This window comes from Acinetobacter sp. RIT698, assembly GCF_009668065.1.
Lineage (GTDB): Bacteria > Pseudomonadota > Gammaproteobacteria > Pseudomonadales > Moraxellaceae > Acinetobacter > Acinetobacter guillouiae.
On record NZ_WJYH01000047.1, the window covers coordinates 1 to 16180 of the forward strand.

Consider the following 16180-nt stretch of genomic DNA (forward strand, 5'->3'; position numbering starts at 1 on the left):
ATCAACTATTGACAATATTTGGATTGAATATCAAATAAATCCGTGGGCTTTGGGGCGTAAGAATTGACTGTTTGGAGGCTCATTTAGAAATGGGCAGAGAGCCGCAAATATTATGACTTTAATCCAGTTGGCTAATCTTAATGGTCTGGGTATGCCTATTTAACAGATGTATTTTCAAGATTACTGCCTCATGAAATGAAAGATATTGAGGAATTATTGCTGTATAAATGGAATCCTGCTTGAATTTAAGTGAGGTTCAATGGAGGCTTACCAACCTGTACTAATTTATATTCATTAAACGTAAAAAAACCGAGGTATTCAACCTCGGTTTTCAATTTAACGCTGCTTGAAAAATAAATTATTTTTCAACAAAAGCGCGTTCAATCACGTAGTCGCCTAAAACACCCATTTTAGGGGATTCTTTCAGGCCGTGTTGGTCAAGAAGCTCGACAACATCGTCAAGGAATGCTGGGCTACCACAAAGCATTGCGCGGTCAGTTTCAGGATTAAAACGTGGTAAGCCAATTTTTTCAAATAATGCACCAGATTCAATCGCAGTAGTTACACGACCTTGGGTATGGAAATCTTCACGGGTTACAGTTGGGTAGTAAACCAATTTGTCTTTAATACCCAGCTCTTCAAAAAACTCATTGTTTGGAAGTTCATTGAGAATCAGGTCTTGGTAAGCCAATTCAGAAATAAAGCGTGTACCATGTACCACGATGACTTTCTCAAAACGCTCATAGGTTTCTGGATCACGAATCGTTGATAAGAATGGTGCTAGCCCCGTACCCGATGAAAGAAGGTATAAGTTTTTACCCGGATTCAAATCATCAAGCACTAAAGTACCTGTAGGTTTTTTAGAAATTAGAATTTCATCACCAACTTTTACTTTTTGCAAAATAGAAGTTAAAGGACCATCAGGCACTTTAATTGAGAAAAACTCTAATTCTTCTTCGTAGTTAGCGCTTGCAATAGAATATGCTCGCATTAAAGGCTTACCATTGACTTCAAGACCAATCATCACAAATTGACCATTTTTAAAACGTAATGCGGTATCACGTGTGGTCTTAAAACTGAATAGAGTGTCATTCCAGTGGTGTACGTGAGTAATCTTTTCGACGTTGAAAGCAGCCATTAAAGGTCTCAATAAATTATCAAATTAGAACAGCCTGCTATTCTAATCTAAAATCATTCTCGATAAACTGAATATATTTAATTGAACTTATCAGAAAAAATGATTATGACTGAGTTAAGTCTCCCGATTATTGGGATTATGCGTTCTCCTTATGTTGAAAAATTTGGTATTCCTCGACAACCAAATCTGGTTCAGGTGGAGTCTTTTATCGAAATGTATGCACCCTACAATGTCTTGGAAGCATTCGAGGGAATCGAAGAATTTAGTCATTTATGGTTGGTCTGGCAGTTTCATGACAATAAAAATCAACAAGATAAAGATAAGTTCCGACCTCAAGTGAGGCCACCACGTTTAGGTGGAAATAAAAAAATCGGTGTATTTGCAACACGCAGTATGTATCGCCCAGCACCGATCGGTTTATCTGTAGTACAACTTAAAGCTGTCAAAAAAGAGGGGAATGCAGTTCGTGTATATGTGACAGGCAGTGACCTTTTAGATGGTACGCCGATTATCGATATTAAACCTTATATTCATTATTCTGATGCTGTGGATGCGGCGCAAAGTGGTTATGCCCAGCATGAGCCTGTTCGTAAACAGGTTATTTGGTCTGAGCATGCTCAGCAATTAAAAAGTAAATTTCTTCAAACAGCTGACATGGACCCAAAATATATCGCTGAACTTGAGTCTGTACTGGCTTTAGATCCTCGACCAGCTTATCAGCATGATGATGCGCGTATTTATGGGATGCGTTTTGGGCAATTTAATATTAAATTTAGCTGTGCAGAAGAGGCGATCCTGATACAGGGCATTGAGTCGTTCAGTTATTGAAAACGTGATTCCATATCCTGCTTAAAAACTTATGCGCTTTTGTCCGCTGTGATCGGAGCATCTCGGTTTAAAGAGCAGGATAGTAGCTACAATTACTCTAAAACGGCTGTCTTGGCAAACTGCAGCAAATCTTGTTGTGATTTCAGCAAAAGCCGTTGCTGTTCTGCGGCAATCCAGCCCAAAGCAAACCAGACTTGGGGTTCTGTTTTGACCAATTTTTTTAACACATCTTCAGCAACAATCAGGTCATTGTAGAGACCTAAACTTTCTTGAGCAGGCTTTATAGCTTTTAAATATTTTTTGACTTGGCTTTTATCCGATAATGATGCAACAAACTCAATACTATAACGCAAACGCTTTAAGTTTTTACGAGTACGGTGCCGTGCTTCGATGTCTAAATTTAAATAGTTTTCTGCGTCAGTTTGAATTTTGCGATGTAATTGTCTAACTTTTTTAAATGCTGCTTTATGTACAGCTATTTGAGATTTTTCACTTGATTCTTGGGCAATAAATTGAATTAGGGATAGGACCAAATAATTAAAATTAAAAGATCTAAACAGTTTGGTTAATTTTTGCGAATCGACATCTTGTGGTTCTGCAAGTTTAAACTTAGGTGCACCAGCAGCCTCAAGCTGAGGTAATAACTCCTCTCGAATCATATCTAAATCACGAGCCGAACCGAGTTGTCTAAATAGTTCGGTTAACTGTGTTTGCCAAGTGGGATCGATATGCAAAGACCAATTTGAAAAGGTTTTTAAAGCACTTCTTAAGCGACGAATTGCCACACGTGCCTGATGAATATGTTTGGAATTAAAGTTTCCAGATGCAATTGCTGTAGTGTTGGGGAGTAGATGCGATAAGCAATTATTCACGATCTTTTTTAATGCATTCTCAGGGTGATCCTTTGAATCAAGAACAAGTGGCGTTTGCAACTGTACGGGATTGTCTGGAGAGTTTTGTGCAAGCTGAAAACCTTGCTGTGCTTTGCTACGGGTATCAAGCCATAAGTTATAGCGTTTCATCCGAGGTAAGATAAAAGAAATGAGATCTTGAACAGTGCCTTGTTTCAGTTCAAATTCTAATTCACGTAATGCGAGACGCTGTTGATGGGCGATGATATGACCATGATCATAACTGACTTCAATTTCACTATTTTGAAATTTAAATAAGCTGAGCTTTCTTTCGATGTCTGTTTGAAACTGAACTTCTAATCCATCTTTATGTTGCTCTAATAAGTGTTTAATATTTTTAGCAATATGCTTATTGCTGAGATAATTTTTTAGATCTAATTCTGTTTCCGCGCTTTCGATATTTTCCTCAAATTCAGCACGTTTAAGCCTTTGTTCTGTTGGAAGTTTGAGGGTTTGTACCCATTGCTGCTTTTCTTGATCATCTTCAAGGCGTTGACGAAGCGAAATGGAATGTTCAGACAAAATAAATTGTGCCGTATCATAGTATTTGGCTTGTAAGTGCTGAATATTGGTATCTTTTCTTTGAAACGCTTTAATAAGCATTTCTTGCTTTTCTTCAGGTATTTGGAATTTCAATTCAATTTCAAACATGCTTATCGTTCCATTCTTATTACTTATTCTCTCGATTTTAATCCGATAAATTGTTTTTTTTGAGTTTTTAATGAATGATTACAAATTCGCAACGTGAATACTCACGCGACTACAAATATTCAATTTTATGCAGTATTTAAAGAGATGATTTTATTCAATAAAACCATCTCTTCTCGCTGCTGATTTATTTTAAAAACTTACGGCTAACCAAGAACTGTTCCGTCGCTTCAAGCAGTTTTTCTGCATAAGCTTCTTGTTTTGCGGTAAGCCAGCCTAAGGCAAACCAATCACTGGCTTCTAAGTCAGTTTGTTGTAGGTAAGATGATGATGAAGCAAGCACTTGATATTGCTCACATGCTTGTTGAGCATCATTTAAAGATTTCGCATATTTCTGCAAGTTTTTAACATCATAGATATTGGTTAGGATCGGAAAGCTAAATTTTAATTCATTTAAATGCTGAGCCAGCGCTTCTAAACTTTCAAGGTCAGATAGATCGGCTTCATTTAAACTTTCTTGTAACTGTCGATACTGATTTTGCAATGTATTTTGCGCAAACCATTTTAAGTCATGGGTTGGCGCTTTCGTAGACTGTCCTAAACTGAACATGAGTAATTCTAAATAGTGCTGCACATTTTGAGTCGACTTGACCAAATTGATGAGTTTTTCATTGGCATACAAAATATCCCGATCTAAACTTTGTGCTGTTTTCGGATTTTGCAGTAAAGCGCCTAATGTGCGTTGCATATGTTCAAAATGCTGTAAGTTTTTAAAGTGACTCTCAAACGCTGAAAGTTGATGTGACCATTTATCCGTTTTGGTATCTGTCCAATCTTTAAACAGAGAAAGACTTAAATGTAAATGGTGTAGGGCAGTCTGTGCTTGAATAATATGTTCAGGCTGGGCAACCTGTGCAGAAATCGCGGCAATATTTGGCAATAAATGTTGTAATTGACTGGCAATAAGCACACGTAAATTTTTATCTGCAGTGTCTTTTTTATTTAAAATGGTTTCTTTGCTGAGCTGTGCTGGACTGACTTTTTGATCCACAGTCAATAAGTGTCCAAACTCAGCTTTGCTACGTACATCGAGCCATAAGTGATACTTTTTAACCCATTCAAAACTAAAGGCTAAAAGTGATTGAATTGAGCCACTTTTTAACTCAAATTCTACTTCATGAATTTCTTGTTTGGAGGTTTCAGTTCTGACTTCACCAATATCGAGGCTGATTTCAATTTCAGCATCTTCAAACTGAATCACACGGATGGTACGTTGGATGTCAGTTTCAAATTGTAATTGAAGTTCGTCAAATTTATCCCTCAATGCATTTTTTAACACAGCAAGTGCTTCGGGTTTATTCTGGTAAATATCAAGATCTAAATGTGGGGCTTCAGCAAGCTCACCTAAATCAATATTGTCTTCAAAGCGTTGTAAATGGCTTTTGGTGGCGGCTTTTAATGTTTGTACCCAACGCGTTCCTTCTAAGCGTTGACGTAGTGCAGCGCCGTGTTGGGACATCTGACGATCAGGTGTGTCGTAGTATTTTGCTTGTAATTGAATAATTTGGGATTTTTTAGGATCTAATGCTTTGAGGAGTGCATTGCGGCGGGCTTCCGGAATTTGAAACTTTAATTCAACTTCAAGCATGTGAGGGTCCTAAGTGTTAATCATGGTTATTAGATAATTAAACATTCTTGAATGTCTAATCTGGCATTGTAACTTAAAATGTGTCATCAGAAGACTTGTATAGCATGCCATTTGAGTATTTTTTACCGCAATATCGTTACTAATTAAATATTTAGAATGACAAAATTTCCTATTTCGTGACTTGTATGGTCTGGGCAATACTTGAAGTCGCAAATATAGATGAATTGTCAACAGACTTGATATTGAATTTGGCTGTTATTGCAGCATAAAATAAACCAAGCTGATTAAAAATAAAACAGGATGATTGATCATGAACGCGTATGTTGAGCCTAAATCGGAATTAGAGCAAAACCCGAAGTTTGAATTACCAATTAAAAACTATTCAGAATTTTATCGTTTTTATTTAACTGAACACCGTAGCATGATGAGTCGCCGTTTGCATGCAGCTGGAAGTAGTGTCGGGATTTATTTTTTTAGCAAAGCAATTCGTCAACGTAAAGCAAAATACGTGGTCTATGGACTGCTTTCAGGCTATGCTTGTGCTTGGGTGGGGCATTTTGTATTTGAGAAAAATAAGCCAGCAAGTTTTAAGCAACCACTTTATAGTTTTATTTCGGACTGGCGTATGCTTTCCGATATTGTACGTGGAAATTTAAGTTTAAAAGACCGTAGTCTAGATAAAATTGAGAGCTAATCTTGTCAGTATGGTAATAAATTAAACAAAAAAGCTTAGAGATTTCTAAGCTTTTTTGTTTTTGTCACGTCTTCGCTGAGAAAACTTGCTTATAATCCATTTATTTGATTGTTTGAGAATATTGAATGCGCGGTCTTTACCTGATTACCAACGACGATCCAATCCAATTATTATTAGAAAAACTCGAAGCTGCTTTAAGCACTAAGCAAGTCGCTATTCTTCAGTATCGCCGTAAAAAAGTAGCTCAATCTGACCAAGCCAATGAAGTGAAGCAGATCAAGCAACTGTGTGAAAAGTATCAGACACCATTTTTGATTAATGATGATTTAGATTTAGCTGAACAATTTAGTTTAGGTGTTCATCTTGGGCAATCTGATGGTGAAATTTCAGATGCAGTGCAACGTTTACCACAAGGTGTCATCATTGGGCGGACTTGCTTAAACTCAATTGAGTTGGCTGAAAAAGCAATCGCTGAAGGGGCAAGCTATGTGGCCTTTGGCGCAATTTATGCAACATCGACCAAACCTGAAGCAGGTAATATTGGCCTAGCGACATTACAGCAGGCATCTGAAAAGTTTGATTTACCTATTTGTGCTATAGGCGGTTTAACAGTTGAAAATTCTCAAGCTGTGATTGAGGCTGGTGCTGACCTTTGCGCTGTGATTAGTGATATATTAGCTTTATCAGTTGAAAATATTCCTGCCCGTGTCGCAGCTTGGGCACAGTTATTTGCAGAAACTGCAAAATCTTAATTTGTATCGTGATTTTTTATATCATTTTGAAATTTTAGTATTCTACAGGATTGAGTCGATTTATGAGCCTATCTCCAAAACAAGAGCAATTGTTTAAACAAGCCAGTAAACATATTCCAGGTGGAGTGAATTCTCCAGTACGAGCGTTTAATGGGGTGGGTGGTACGCCAGTATTTATCGAAAAAGCCAAAGGTGCTTATTTATACGATGTCGATGGCAAGCGCTATGTGGACTATGTGGGTTCTTGGGGGCCGATGATTTTAGGTCATGCACATCCCGATATTATCCAAGCAGTACAAGAAGCAGCAGTTGATGGTTTAAGCTTTGGTGCACCGACAGTACATGAAACCACGCTGGCTGATTTGATCTGTGAAATCATGCCATCAATTGAATTGGTTCGTATGACCAACTCAGGTACTGAAGCAACCATGACGGCTATTCGTTTGGCGCGTGGTTATACAGGTCGTGACATGATTGTGAAATTTGAAGGTTGCTATCATGGACATTCAGATTCTTTATTGGTTAAAGCGGGTTCAGGCATGTTGACCATGGGTGAGCCAACATCAAAGGGTGTACCTGCTGATTTTGCCAAGCATACAGTGACCTTGCCATATAATGATATTGAGGCTGTTAAAGCTTGTTTTGCGAAATATGGTCAAGAGATTGCAGGGGTGATTGTTGAACCTGTCGCTGGAAATATGAATCTGGTTAAACCAATCAAAGGTTTCTTAGAAACGATTCGTGAGCAATGTGATCAATACAAATCAGTATTTATTATTGATGAAGTGATGACCGGTTTCCGTGTAGCACTCGGTGGTGCGCAAGCATATTATAATGTAAAACCTGATTTAACGACTTTGGGTAAAATCATTGGTGCTGGATTACCAGTCGGTGCATTTGGTGGAAAACGTGAAATCATGGAATGTATCGCGCCTTTAGGCGGGGTTTACCAAGCAGGAACCTTGTCGGGTAATCCTTTGGCTATGCGAGCAGGGATCAAAATGTTTGAAACCCTTCGCCAACCTAACTTCTACACCGATTTGTCTGCAAAATTAGATCAATTATTACAAGGTCTACAAGCGGCTGCAGATGAAGCTGGAATCCCATTCTTTACTCAACAAGCTGGTGGTTTGTTCGGCCTTTACTTTACTGATCAAACCGAAATTAGCAGTTTTGACCATATTTTAAAATGCGATATTGAAGCATTCCGTAAATTCTTCCATGGGATGTTAAATCGTGGTGTAAACCTTGCTCCATCTGCATTTGAGGCAGGCTTTATTTCAGCTGCACACAGTGATGAAGATATTCAGTTTACCATTGATATGGCCAAACAAGTCTTTGCTGAAATGCAAGCTTAAGGGGATTTAAGACCACTTCGATTGCTTGAATAAATGAGCAGAATGGACAGTCTTTTTGAATCAAGTTTGATTTAGAATAAAAGCCTGTAGTCTAAGGACTACAGGCTTTTTTGTGATTTTAGACATTATAATTCAGGAAGAAAATATGCAAACCAAACACTATTTAACCTTATCTGATGCAGAGTTTTTATTGAATAAAGCACATCAATATGCAATTGATCATGCTTTTAATGTCAGTATTGCCATCGTTGATGAAACGGGCAATTTATTGGCAATGAAGCGTATGGACGGCGCTTCTGCATTGACATCGAAATTCTGTTTGGACAAAGCCAGATGTTCTGCATTAAGTCGTAGACCGTCAGGATCATATGAGACCCTTATCAAAAATGGTCAAATGGGATTTTTAACCATGCAGAGTGGTTCCGGGATGTTGGAAGGTGGTGAGCCTATTTTGTATCATGGTCAGTTGGTTGGTGCAGTGGGTATTTCAGGAGTGAAATCATTTGAAGATGCTGAAATTGCACGACATGCAATTCAAGCCTTTCTTTCGCAGTTTAATTAAACTGCTATACTTAAAAAATTATGTGTATCAGTAAATAAGTTTGAAGAGGTGTTTAAATAAACACCTCTTTTATCTTGTAAAATTACAAACGATAGAATTGTTTGGCATTATGGTGGAAGATATTTTTCAGTGCATTTTCATCATATTGCATCACAATATCACTAAACGCATCAATGATATTCACCAGACTGGTATTGACCCGATCCATTGGAAAATTAGAGGCAAACATCACCCGATAGGTGCCAAAACTTTCTAAAGCATGCAGTATCAGTGGTGCAACAAGATCAATGATTTGTTGTTTAGAGGCCAGTTGTTTTTTCTTATAAAATTGATGACCAAGCACTGGCATAAATAGACCAGACATTTTGGTATATACATTTGGATAAGCGGATAATTCAGCAATAGCATCTTGCCATTGATAAAAAATATTTTCACGTGCTGTTTTTGATAAGCCTGTATTTTGTCCAATTTTACCAAACAGGCCTGCTGGTGTACCAAAGTGATCTAAAACAATTGAGGTTTCGGGGAACTTTTTTGCCAGCTCAATTACATCGGGAATTTGATGAGAATACACCCAAGCATCAAAACTCAGGTTATGTTGCGCGAGTTGTTCAAAGCCTTTTAAGAACTTTTTCTCGGTATACAGATGGGGGAGATCCGTCCAATTATGCACGCCTTTATCTTCATGAAAGGCCGCCATGCGGCGTATACCGCGCAAACGTTTAGATGCTTTTTGGTGTAACTTTAAAATTTTTTTGAAATTAGGATCACAAGGGTCTGCGGTAGCCACGATGCCACCGAGCTTTACGGTGTTTTCATTAAAGGGTAAGGATTCAATAAATTCTGTTTCACCTACGACACCTTTGCCTTTATTTTTTGCCCAACTGGCTTCAATATGCACCACTTGTTCGACCGTATATGAGCCAAGATCATGTTTATAGTCTTGTGGTAAATAGGGGCGGGTAATGTGTTCCGTCAGTCCAACCGTTTCAATCAAATCTTTGGTTTTGACTAAACGCACCATTTTATCGAGTAGGAATGGGCGCTTGCCCAAAAGCTTTACCGCAAATGCTGCTGCATGAGGGGTGTTGTAGGGATCCCACTGGTGAATATGTGGGTCAATGATTGGAAAATTCAAATCTTGCATATAACGTCCAAATTGTTATTTATTATCAAAATACAATACATGAATTTTATAAAAGGTGAATATTGTCACTTGGTAAATTTATGGGATAAGGTCATTGGGAGGATCAGTTGATTTTATTGTTTTAGGGATGACTGCCGAAAGATTGTTATAAAAAAATAACCTCATTGAAGAGGCTATTTTATCAATGCTTAGATCAATCTAAGATGATTTATCTCAATCAGTGTTGATGATCATGGCCATCTTGATCATGTTTGTGGGTATGAAAATCTTCGTTTTTACGGAAACGGAGATAATTTTCAAACTGCTCACAATACTCATCATAATTGTCTTCAAGCATCATTTGGAATTGTTGCAATATATAAGACATGACTTGTTCTTTGGCGTCACGCATTTCATCACCATCTTTAAAAGTGTTTGCAGCAACCCAGGTATTAAAACGTGCAGTAGCGAAGAGCATTGCTGAGCTGACTTGTCCACGAAGTTCTTCTGGCTTAGGTTGCTGTCCTTTCGCTGGGCGGCAAAACTCATTGGCTTGTTTGATAAACTCATCCGCACGCTCAAAAAAAACAGCATTTAAAGCTTCTTCTTCGGTGACATCAGTAGCATCGATTTTTTGAGACATGACTTTTCCACATAGCGTATTTCATTGGTGGGCTATTATAGGCAATCCAAGAGTTAAACGAAACGCTTTACTTCTTCTGTATCTGAATTTGCAAAATAGCTGTCAAAATTTTCTTGATATTCATCGAGATGATCTTCAAGCATAAGTTTAAATTGTTCCACATAATAGTCTAAGATGACTTGGCGATCCGCTTTAAAATCTGATGCTTGATTGTAGGCACAAGCTGCATGCCAAATACTATAACGGGCATTGGCATACATAAATGAAGCACTGATCTTTCCAGGATGTGCTGTTAGGTGTGAAACTTGTTGATTTTGATCTGCAAATTGATTGGCGAGAGCAATAAATTCATCAGCACGCTCATAAAAGTATTCGTCAGATTCAACTTCTTCAGTTTCTTCAAAAAAATCATTATTTTCGGACATTATCATTCCTTTTCATAGACTTGTTTCATTGATATAACTATAGCATACTCAAATAGCCTAAGCTTAATAAATACTCAAGGAGTAGATAATGCAAGATGCGATTGCCATGCAAAGCTTGAAAAGTGATATTGCATTATTACGCCAAAATATTTGGCCGCCTGTAGACTTGAGCAATGTTGAAGGTTTGCCAATTTATTATGGAACCCAATCCGCAGTAGAGGCTTACTATAAACAGTGGCTTGGGTTGCTTGAAAGGGCACAAACCTTGTATCAACCTTTTATGCAGGATGAGGCTTTAGATGTGGCTCAATTACCCAGCCATTTAAATTTACCTTTGTTCTTTTTTCATGTAGATCGGATTCGAATTAATAAAACCCGTGCCAAAGAATCAAAAACTTTTCGTGGGATTGCTTCACTGGTTGAAAAATGTGGGCAATTTGAACCCAGCCAAATTAAAAATATGTCGCAGTGGTTAAACAGTGATGATACCGCAGCCTTGGTTGCGCATCGTGAATTCATTGATTTAAGAACCTATATTTTTCAGTTTGGACAAAGTGAATATACGAGAACTCGATTTTATGTAAATGGTTTAGTGCTGAGCACTGAAAAAGATTTTGAATTGGTGGATGCCCGTGATAAGCCGCGCAAGCCACGTAATGATAGCTATGCTGATCCTTTAGCGGATAACAATCTCTGGAAAGTATTTGGAAAATATCGTTAGGCTGTTGTGAAATAGACGGTTGTAGATTTTGTTAAATAGGCTGTGATTTTTAACTTTGTTGTTTTTCTATCTACAAAATAAGATGAGTAAAATATTTTGATGGATTGGAATGATTCAGACGCTGGTCTAAATAAAGATCAGCGAAGTTTGTATTTGTTGATGAGAAATTGATCTTAAATACGTTGATTCAGAAGGGAATGATTGACTTTTTCATCCTTGCAAAAAAGTGCTTCTAATATTGAAGAATCCAAACAAAAACGATGATAAACATCGTCATATGCAAAATTTGAATTGGAGCAAAGATCAAGGCATAGCGGCTGCCACCACTTAAAAATGCATTGATCGATTTCGCAATGGCATGTGCTGCTAAACCTAAAACAAAGGCGAGAGATAAGATGTGATTACTCGGTTCTCCCTGAATGACAATCGTGGCCAAAGCACCATGAATTTCAAATAATGAGGCCAAAAGCGTACCTGCAATTAAACCCGCATCGCCCAATAAAAGATTTAACCCATATACACCCGCCTGAATCAAGGTCAAAGACACTGCAATAATGGCTGCTTCTTTTAGACTAAACATACGGCTATCTGTAAGCTGATTATTTTCAATCGGTTGTGTATGACGCATAAACCATAAGGCAAAAATAGTCAGGATCGAAATAGCGATTAGACTGGGCAGTACAATGAGTTTGAACCATGTAATACTGACACCAATTACAATAATCATGAGTTGTAGTAGGGTTGCCACGCAAGACATTAATGCTGCCCCTGCATTGGCTTTGGCATCTGCACGTCCATTTCGGACTTCTAATCCTAAGCTGGCAATGGTTGCGGTACTGGAAACAAAACCAGAAGCAAGCGAAGACAACAGCATGGCATTTTTTGATGACAATAATCGTTTGGCAATATGTGCAAGTGCTTGCACCGCCAAAATTAAGGTGAGTAATTTTAAAATAACATAGGGGTTAAGCACAGCACCCCACAAAGCTTTGTTTGGTGTCAGTGGCAATGCAATTAATAACAATGCCAGTAAGAAAATTCCATCTTTAAATTCAGATTCTGTAATCCATTTTCCAGCAATGCCATGCATAGAATGTTTAGTCATCAACAAGGCGGTGAGGATGACCGATAAACCTGCAGCAAAAGAAATATTCCAAACGCACATTCCACCGATAAAATAAGTGAGGATAAATGCAATTTCAGTGGTTACACCAGGATCATCAGTTTGATTCTTTAAAGAATAAATGACGATACCCCCTGTAATGAATGCACCCGCAATGCCAAAATAGGGACCAAACAAAAAGCAAATAGCGCCAAGTAAAGCGCAAATGGCAAATGACCTTAAACCCGCAAAACTATTTTGATTTTCACGTTGCTGACTTCGTTCACGTTCAAGACCGATAAGTAGACCACAACCCAATGCAGCCGCAATGATGGTGAGGAAATCGGTATAAGAGCCAAATGAAAATGGATATAGCGATATAAAATTCATAGCGCTCTCCAAATAAGACCATGAATTAATAGAATGATTTCAATGTATCGCAAAGTTTTAGAAAAACAAAAGTTTATTTTTTAGCCATGCGTTAAATACATTGTTGAATTTAGAAAATCCAAGAAATACAACAATTAATTTTGTTATAGTAGATTGAGTTTCGGGGATATAACAATGCAATTTAATTTTGAAATCGATACAGCTTGGTGTTTAGAACAATTATTAAAAGATGGTCGTATTACAGAACGTGAAAAACTATTGGTACAAACCACGCATCGACAACGCGATCAGTTAAAGTGGCATCCTTTGCAATGGATAGCCAGCTTTAAGCTCGTCGATGCTAAAAATCCAGTTAAAAGACTGACATTGACCACGCTGACAGAATGGTTAGCTGAAAAAGCCGAACTTAATTCATTTACGATTGATCCGTTAAAGGCCGATGTGACTTCACTGACCAATGTCATGTCGCAAGAGTTTGCAATAAGAAATAAAATTTTAGCAGTTGAGGTCAGTGCCGATAAAATTCTGATTGGTACAGCACAGCCTTTTATGACGGATTGGGTACATAATTTAGAACGTAGTTTAAGCCCAAAAAAAATTGAAAAAGTAGTATTAAATCCTGAGTTATTACAACGCTATTTAACTGAGTATTATCAAGTCAGTAAAGCGGTCAGCAATTCGCAAAAATCCAGTGCCTATGATAAAGAAAATAAAGGTGTAGAAGCACTTTTACAATTGGGTGATACCCAGAATCCTGATGCCAATGATCAGCATATTGTGAAACTGGTCGATTGGGTTTTACAGTTTGCTTTTGAGCAAGGCGCGAGTGATATTCACTTAGAACCGCGTAAGGAAAAAGGCAAAATTCGTTTTCGTATCGATGGGGTACTGCATACGATTTATAATATGCCAGCCAATACCTTAACCGCAGTTATTTCACGGATTAAAATTTTAGGTCGTATGAATGTTGCAGAAAAACGTAAACCTCAGGATGGGCGTTTAAAAACACGGACACCGAAAGGACAAGAAACCGAGCTACGTCTTTCAACATTGCCGACTGCTTTTGGTGAAAAGTTAGTGATGCGTATTTTCGACCCAGAAGTTTTGGTACGAAGTTTTCAACAATTGGGTTTTGATGAACATTTATTGGCACAGTGGCATGCTTTAACGCAACATAGTCATGGCATTATTTTGGTGACTGGCCCCACAGGTTCAGGTAAAACCACCACGCTTTATTCTTCGTTAAAACAATTGGCAACCGAACAAGTGAATGTCTGTACCATTGAAGATCCGATTGAGATGTTGGAGCCAAGTTTTAACCAGATGCAGGTCAATCAAGGGATTGAGCTTGGTTTTGCTGATGGTATCCGTGCGTTGATGCGTCAAGATCCAGATATTATTATGGTTGGGGAAATTCGTGACCAAGATACTGCCAACATGGCGATTCAGGCAGCATTAACGGGTCATTTAGTGCTCTCAACTCTGCATACCAATGATGCACCATCAAGTCTGACACGTTTGCATGATTTAGGCGTGCAGCCTTTTTTAACCGCTGCAACGATTTTGGGAGTATTGGCTCAGCGTTTAGTGCGTAAGCTTTGCCCTCATTGCAAACAAGAAACCTTTATCAATGAACAAGAGTGGAAGCATTTGACATTTGGCTATCAGACCAAAATGCCTAATTTTGTATATAAAGCAGTTGGGTGTGAGGAATGCCGTCAAACAGGTTATAAAGGTCGTGTCGGGATTTACGAGTTTATGCCGATTAGCCTTGAAGCAAAGCAGCGAATTAGTGCGGGCGTGACTTTAGATGATTTAAAAATGCAGGCAAAAAAAGAGGGTATTGAACCATTAAGAATTGCTGGTGCACGTAAAGTATTGGAAGGCGTAACAACGCTGGAAGAAGTCCTTAGAGTTGTGCCTTTAAATTAATTTTGACTTAAAATAGCAAATGAAGAAATCCTAAGATTCACCTCATGTTGGTTTGTTTTAATGCTTCTATCGAAACAATGAACCGATATGAGGACACAACAATGAACGTCATTGCGAAAACAATTTTAACCACAAGCTTGATTGGTTTAACAAGTTTTGCTACTGCAAACACAGCGGTAAATCAATCAGCGCTTACACCAAGTTTAACCACAGTAAAACAAGCTTTAACATTGAAAGATGATACTAAAGTGCAGCTTCGTGGCAACGTGGTCAAAGCAATCGGTGATGAAAAATATCAATTCCGTGATAGCACAGGTAGCATTACTGTCGATATTGATGATGAATTATGGCAAGGTAAACCGATCGCGGCAAATGCTACAGTGACATTGTTTGGTGAGGTCGATATCGACTATAAACCGACGAAACGTGTAGAAATTGATGTGGATGCCGTGAATTTTTAATTGTTTTATTTGTTAACAATAAACCACAGCAGATTCTCGTTATATTCGCTAAGACTACATGTGTATGCATGTGGTCTTTACCCATGTTCAACAACTATGAACAGCAACAAACTGCAGATTTTATTTTGATCAAGGCTTTATCTGCCTAAAAGAGAGATGGTCTATGCGAATTTTGCTCGCTGAAGATGATAGTTCACAAGCTGAAAGTATTAAATCTTGGTTGGAAATGGATGGCTACAATATAGATTGGGTCGAACGTGGTGATCATGCAATTTTAGCCATTGAACAGCATCAATATGACTGTATCTTATTAGATCGTGGTTTGCCCAAAGCCACTGGCGATGAAATTCTTAAACTGTTAAAACGTCAATTTCCAGAAATTCCAGTGATTTTTCTTACCGCAAGAGATAGTATTCAAGATCGTGTGCAAGGTTTAGATCTCGGCGCAAATGATTATTTGGTAAAGCCTTTTAGTTTAGAAGAATTATCTGCTCGAGTACGGGCACAACTCAGACAAACCCAAGTCACAAATTTACATGAAATAAAATATGAAAATTTAGTATTAGATACTCAAGCGAAAACGGTATTTCAGGATCAGCAAGTTGTTCATCTCACCGCAAAAGAATTTCAAATTTTATATAAATTGATGCAAAAGCCTGAACATATTGTGACACGTGAGCAATTGGAAGAATCACTTTATGCTTGGGGAGATGAAATTGAAAGTAATGCGATTGAAGTTTATATCTATCAATTGCGTAAGAAGATCGGTGGACATTTGATCAAAACAATTCGTGGCTTGGGCTATCGTATGAATAAAGAGCAAGATTGAGTATTTCACCGA

General features: G+C 38.0%; 16 protein-coding genes and 1 pseudogene. 10 read left to right on the top strand and 7 right to left on the bottom strand.

What is annotated here, in order from left to right:
• Positions 1 to 243: pseudogene (locus GJV03_RS21820) on the top strand (IS66 family transposase); the annotation flags it as partial.
• Between the two features lie 115 nt (positions 244 to 358).
• Here the strand turns inward: GJV03_RS21820 and GJV03_RS17185 are convergent.
• A complete protein-coding gene (locus tag GJV03_RS17185; protein ID WP_004721908.1) occupies positions 359 to 1138 on the bottom strand; it encodes a ferredoxin--NADP reductase in 780 nt (259 codons plus the stop codon).
• Between the two features lie 99 nt (positions 1139 to 1237).
• Between GJV03_RS17185 and tsaA the strand changes: the two genes are divergently transcribed.
• Positions 1238 to 1966, top strand: a complete 729-nt coding sequence (tsaA, locus tag GJV03_RS17190; protein ID WP_105714502.1) for a tRNA (N6-threonylcarbamoyladenosine(37)-N6)-methyltransferase TrmO — start codon at positions 1238 to 1240, stop codon at positions 1964 to 1966.
• 92 nt (positions 1967 to 2058) lie between these two features.
• On the opposite strand, the gene GJV03_RS17195 is transcribed toward tsaA, so the two are convergent.
• Positions 2059 to 3528, bottom strand: coding sequence for a CHAD domain-containing protein (locus GJV03_RS17195; protein ID WP_154130665.1), 1470 nt, complete (start codon positions 3526 to 3528; stop codon positions 2059 to 2061).
• 184 nt (positions 3529 to 3712) lie between these two features.
• Complete coding sequence (locus GJV03_RS17200; RefSeq protein ID WP_154130666.1) at positions 3713 to 5173, bottom strand: CYTH domain-containing protein; 1461 nt, start codon at positions 5171 to 5173, stop codon at positions 3713 to 3715.
• A 310-nt stretch (positions 5174 to 5483) separates the two neighbouring features.
• On the opposite strand from GJV03_RS17200, the gene GJV03_RS17205 reads away from it, so the two are divergent.
• The 4 genes from GJV03_RS17205 to GJV03_RS17220 all read left to right on the top strand — a co-directional run bounded on the left by GJV03_RS17205 (position 5484) and on the right by GJV03_RS17220 (position 8539).
• Positions 5484 to 5867 carry a DUF962 domain-containing protein gene (locus GJV03_RS17205; RefSeq protein ID WP_004721901.1) on the top strand — a complete coding sequence of 128 codons (384 nt, stop codon included), beginning with the start codon at positions 5484 to 5486 and terminating at the stop codon, positions 5865 to 5867.
• A gap of 125 nt (positions 5868 to 5992) precedes the next feature.
• Entirely contained in the window at positions 5993 to 6619 is a 627-nt protein-coding gene (thiE, locus tag GJV03_RS17210) for a thiamine phosphate synthase (protein ID WP_105714500.1), read from the top strand.
• 62 nt (positions 6620 to 6681) lie between these two features.
• Positions 6682 to 7977, top strand: coding sequence for a glutamate-1-semialdehyde 2,1-aminomutase (gene hemL, locus GJV03_RS17215; RefSeq protein WP_004721899.1), 1296 nt, complete (start codon positions 6682 to 6684; stop codon positions 7975 to 7977).
• 145 nt (positions 7978 to 8122) lie between these two features.
• Positions 8123 to 8539: a heme-binding protein gene (locus GJV03_RS17220; RefSeq protein ID WP_004721898.1), complete on the top strand. Its 417-nt coding sequence runs from the start codon at positions 8123 to 8125 to the stop codon at positions 8537 to 8539.
• Between the two features lie 82 nt (positions 8540 to 8621).
• Here GJV03_RS17220 and GJV03_RS17225 read toward each other — a convergent pair whose 3' ends face one another.
• From GJV03_RS17225 to GJV03_RS17235, 3 genes are all read right to left on the bottom strand, one after another.
• Complete coding sequence (locus GJV03_RS17225) at positions 8622 to 9686, bottom strand: amidohydrolase family protein (protein ID WP_154130667.1); 1065 nt, start codon at positions 9684 to 9686, stop codon at positions 8622 to 8624.
• A gap of 217 nt (positions 9687 to 9903) precedes the next feature.
• Positions 9904 to 10308, bottom strand: a complete 405-nt coding sequence (locus tag GJV03_RS17230; protein WP_004721896.1) for a DUF3144 domain-containing protein — start codon at positions 10306 to 10308, stop codon at positions 9904 to 9906.
• A 53-nt stretch (positions 10309 to 10361) separates the two neighbouring features.
• Positions 10362 to 10733 (bottom strand): DUF3144 domain-containing protein, encoded by a 372-nt coding sequence (locus tag GJV03_RS17235; RefSeq protein ID WP_004721895.1) that lies wholly within the window; start codon positions 10731 to 10733, stop codon positions 10362 to 10364.
• Positions 10734 to 10821: 88 nt separating this feature from the next.
• On the opposite strand from GJV03_RS17235, the gene GJV03_RS17240 reads away from it, so the two are divergent.
• Positions 10822 to 11454 (top strand): hypothetical protein, encoded by a 633-nt coding sequence (locus GJV03_RS17240; protein ID WP_154130668.1) that lies wholly within the window; start codon positions 10822 to 10824, stop codon positions 11452 to 11454.
• Between the two features lie 232 nt (positions 11455 to 11686).
• Here GJV03_RS17240 and GJV03_RS17245 read toward each other — a convergent pair whose 3' ends face one another.
• The gene (locus GJV03_RS17245; protein ID WP_154130669.1) at positions 11687 to 12946 is read right to left on the bottom strand and encodes a DUF4010 domain-containing protein; all 1260 of its coding nucleotides are present in this window, start codon (positions 12944 to 12946) and stop codon (positions 11687 to 11689) included.
• A gap of 174 nt (positions 12947 to 13120) precedes the next feature.
• On the opposite strand from GJV03_RS17245, the gene GJV03_RS17250 reads away from it, so the two are divergent.
• The 3 genes from GJV03_RS17250 (at position 13121) to GJV03_RS17260 (ending at position 16168) form a co-directional block, all read left to right on the top strand.
• A complete protein-coding gene (locus GJV03_RS17250; protein ID WP_056516006.1) occupies positions 13121 to 14878 on the top strand; it encodes a GspE/PulE family protein in 1758 nt (585 codons plus the stop codon).
• 101 nt (positions 14879 to 14979) lie between these two features.
• Positions 14980 to 15339 (top strand): NirD/YgiW/YdeI family stress tolerance protein, encoded by a 360-nt coding sequence (locus GJV03_RS17255; RefSeq protein WP_004721890.1) that lies wholly within the window; start codon positions 14980 to 14982, stop codon positions 15337 to 15339.
• 163 nt (positions 15340 to 15502) lie between these two features.
• Entirely contained in the window at positions 15503 to 16168 is a 666-nt protein-coding gene (locus GJV03_RS17260) for a response regulator transcription factor (protein WP_004721888.1), read from the top strand.
• The last annotated feature ends 12 nt before the right edge of the window (positions 16169 to 16180 follow it).

Bases quoted from the DNA above. Each gene is read 5' to 3' on its own strand.
- GJV03_RS17185 (WP_004721908.1), bottom strand. From the start codon at position 1,138: ATGGCTGCTTTCAACGTCGAAAAGATTACTCACGTACACCACTGGAAT.
- tsaA (WP_105714502.1), top strand. From the start codon at position 1,238: ATGATTATGACTGAGTTAAGTCTCCCGATTATTGGGATTATGCGTTCT.
- GJV03_RS17195 (WP_154130665.1), bottom strand. From the start codon at position 3,528: ATGTTTGAAATTGAATTGAAATTCCAAATACCTGAAGAAAAGCAAGAA.
- GJV03_RS17200 (WP_154130666.1), bottom strand. From the start codon at position 5,173: ATGCTTGAAGTTGAATTAAAGTTTCAAATTCCGGAAGCCCGCCGCAAT.
- GJV03_RS17205 (WP_004721901.1), top strand. From the start codon at position 5,484: ATGAACGCGTATGTTGAGCCTAAATCGGAATTAGAGCAAAACCCGAAG.
- thiE (WP_105714500.1), top strand. From the start codon at position 5,993: ATGCGCGGTCTTTACCTGATTACCAACGACGATCCAATCCAATTATTA.
- hemL (WP_004721899.1), top strand. From the start codon at position 6,682: ATGAGCCTATCTCCAAAACAAGAGCAATTGTTTAAACAAGCCAGTAAA.
- GJV03_RS17220 (WP_004721898.1), top strand. From the start codon at position 8,123: ATGCAAACCAAACACTATTTAACCTTATCTGATGCAGAGTTTTTATTG.
- GJV03_RS17225 (WP_154130667.1), bottom strand. From the start codon at position 9,686: ATGCAAGATTTGAATTTTCCAATCATTGACCCACATATTCACCAGTGG.
- GJV03_RS17230 (WP_004721896.1), bottom strand. From the start codon at position 10,308: ATGTCTCAAAAAATCGATGCTACTGATGTCACCGAAGAAGAAGCTTTA.
- GJV03_RS17235 (WP_004721895.1), bottom strand. From the start codon at position 10,733: ATGTCCGAAAATAATGATTTTTTTGAAGAAACTGAAGAAGTTGAATCT.
- GJV03_RS17240 (WP_154130668.1), top strand. From the start codon at position 10,822: ATGCAAGATGCGATTGCCATGCAAAGCTTGAAAAGTGATATTGCATTA.
- GJV03_RS17245 (WP_154130669.1), bottom strand. From the start codon at position 12,946: ATGAATTTTATATCGCTATATCCATTTTCATTTGGCTCTTATACCGAT.
- GJV03_RS17250 (WP_056516006.1), top strand. From the start codon at position 13,121: ATGCAATTTAATTTTGAAATCGATACAGCTTGGTGTTTAGAACAATTA.
- GJV03_RS17255 (WP_004721890.1), top strand. From the start codon at position 14,980: ATGAACGTCATTGCGAAAACAATTTTAACCACAAGCTTGATTGGTTTA.
- GJV03_RS17260 (WP_004721888.1), top strand. From the start codon at position 15,503: ATGCGAATTTTGCTCGCTGAAGATGATAGTTCACAAGCTGAAAGTATT.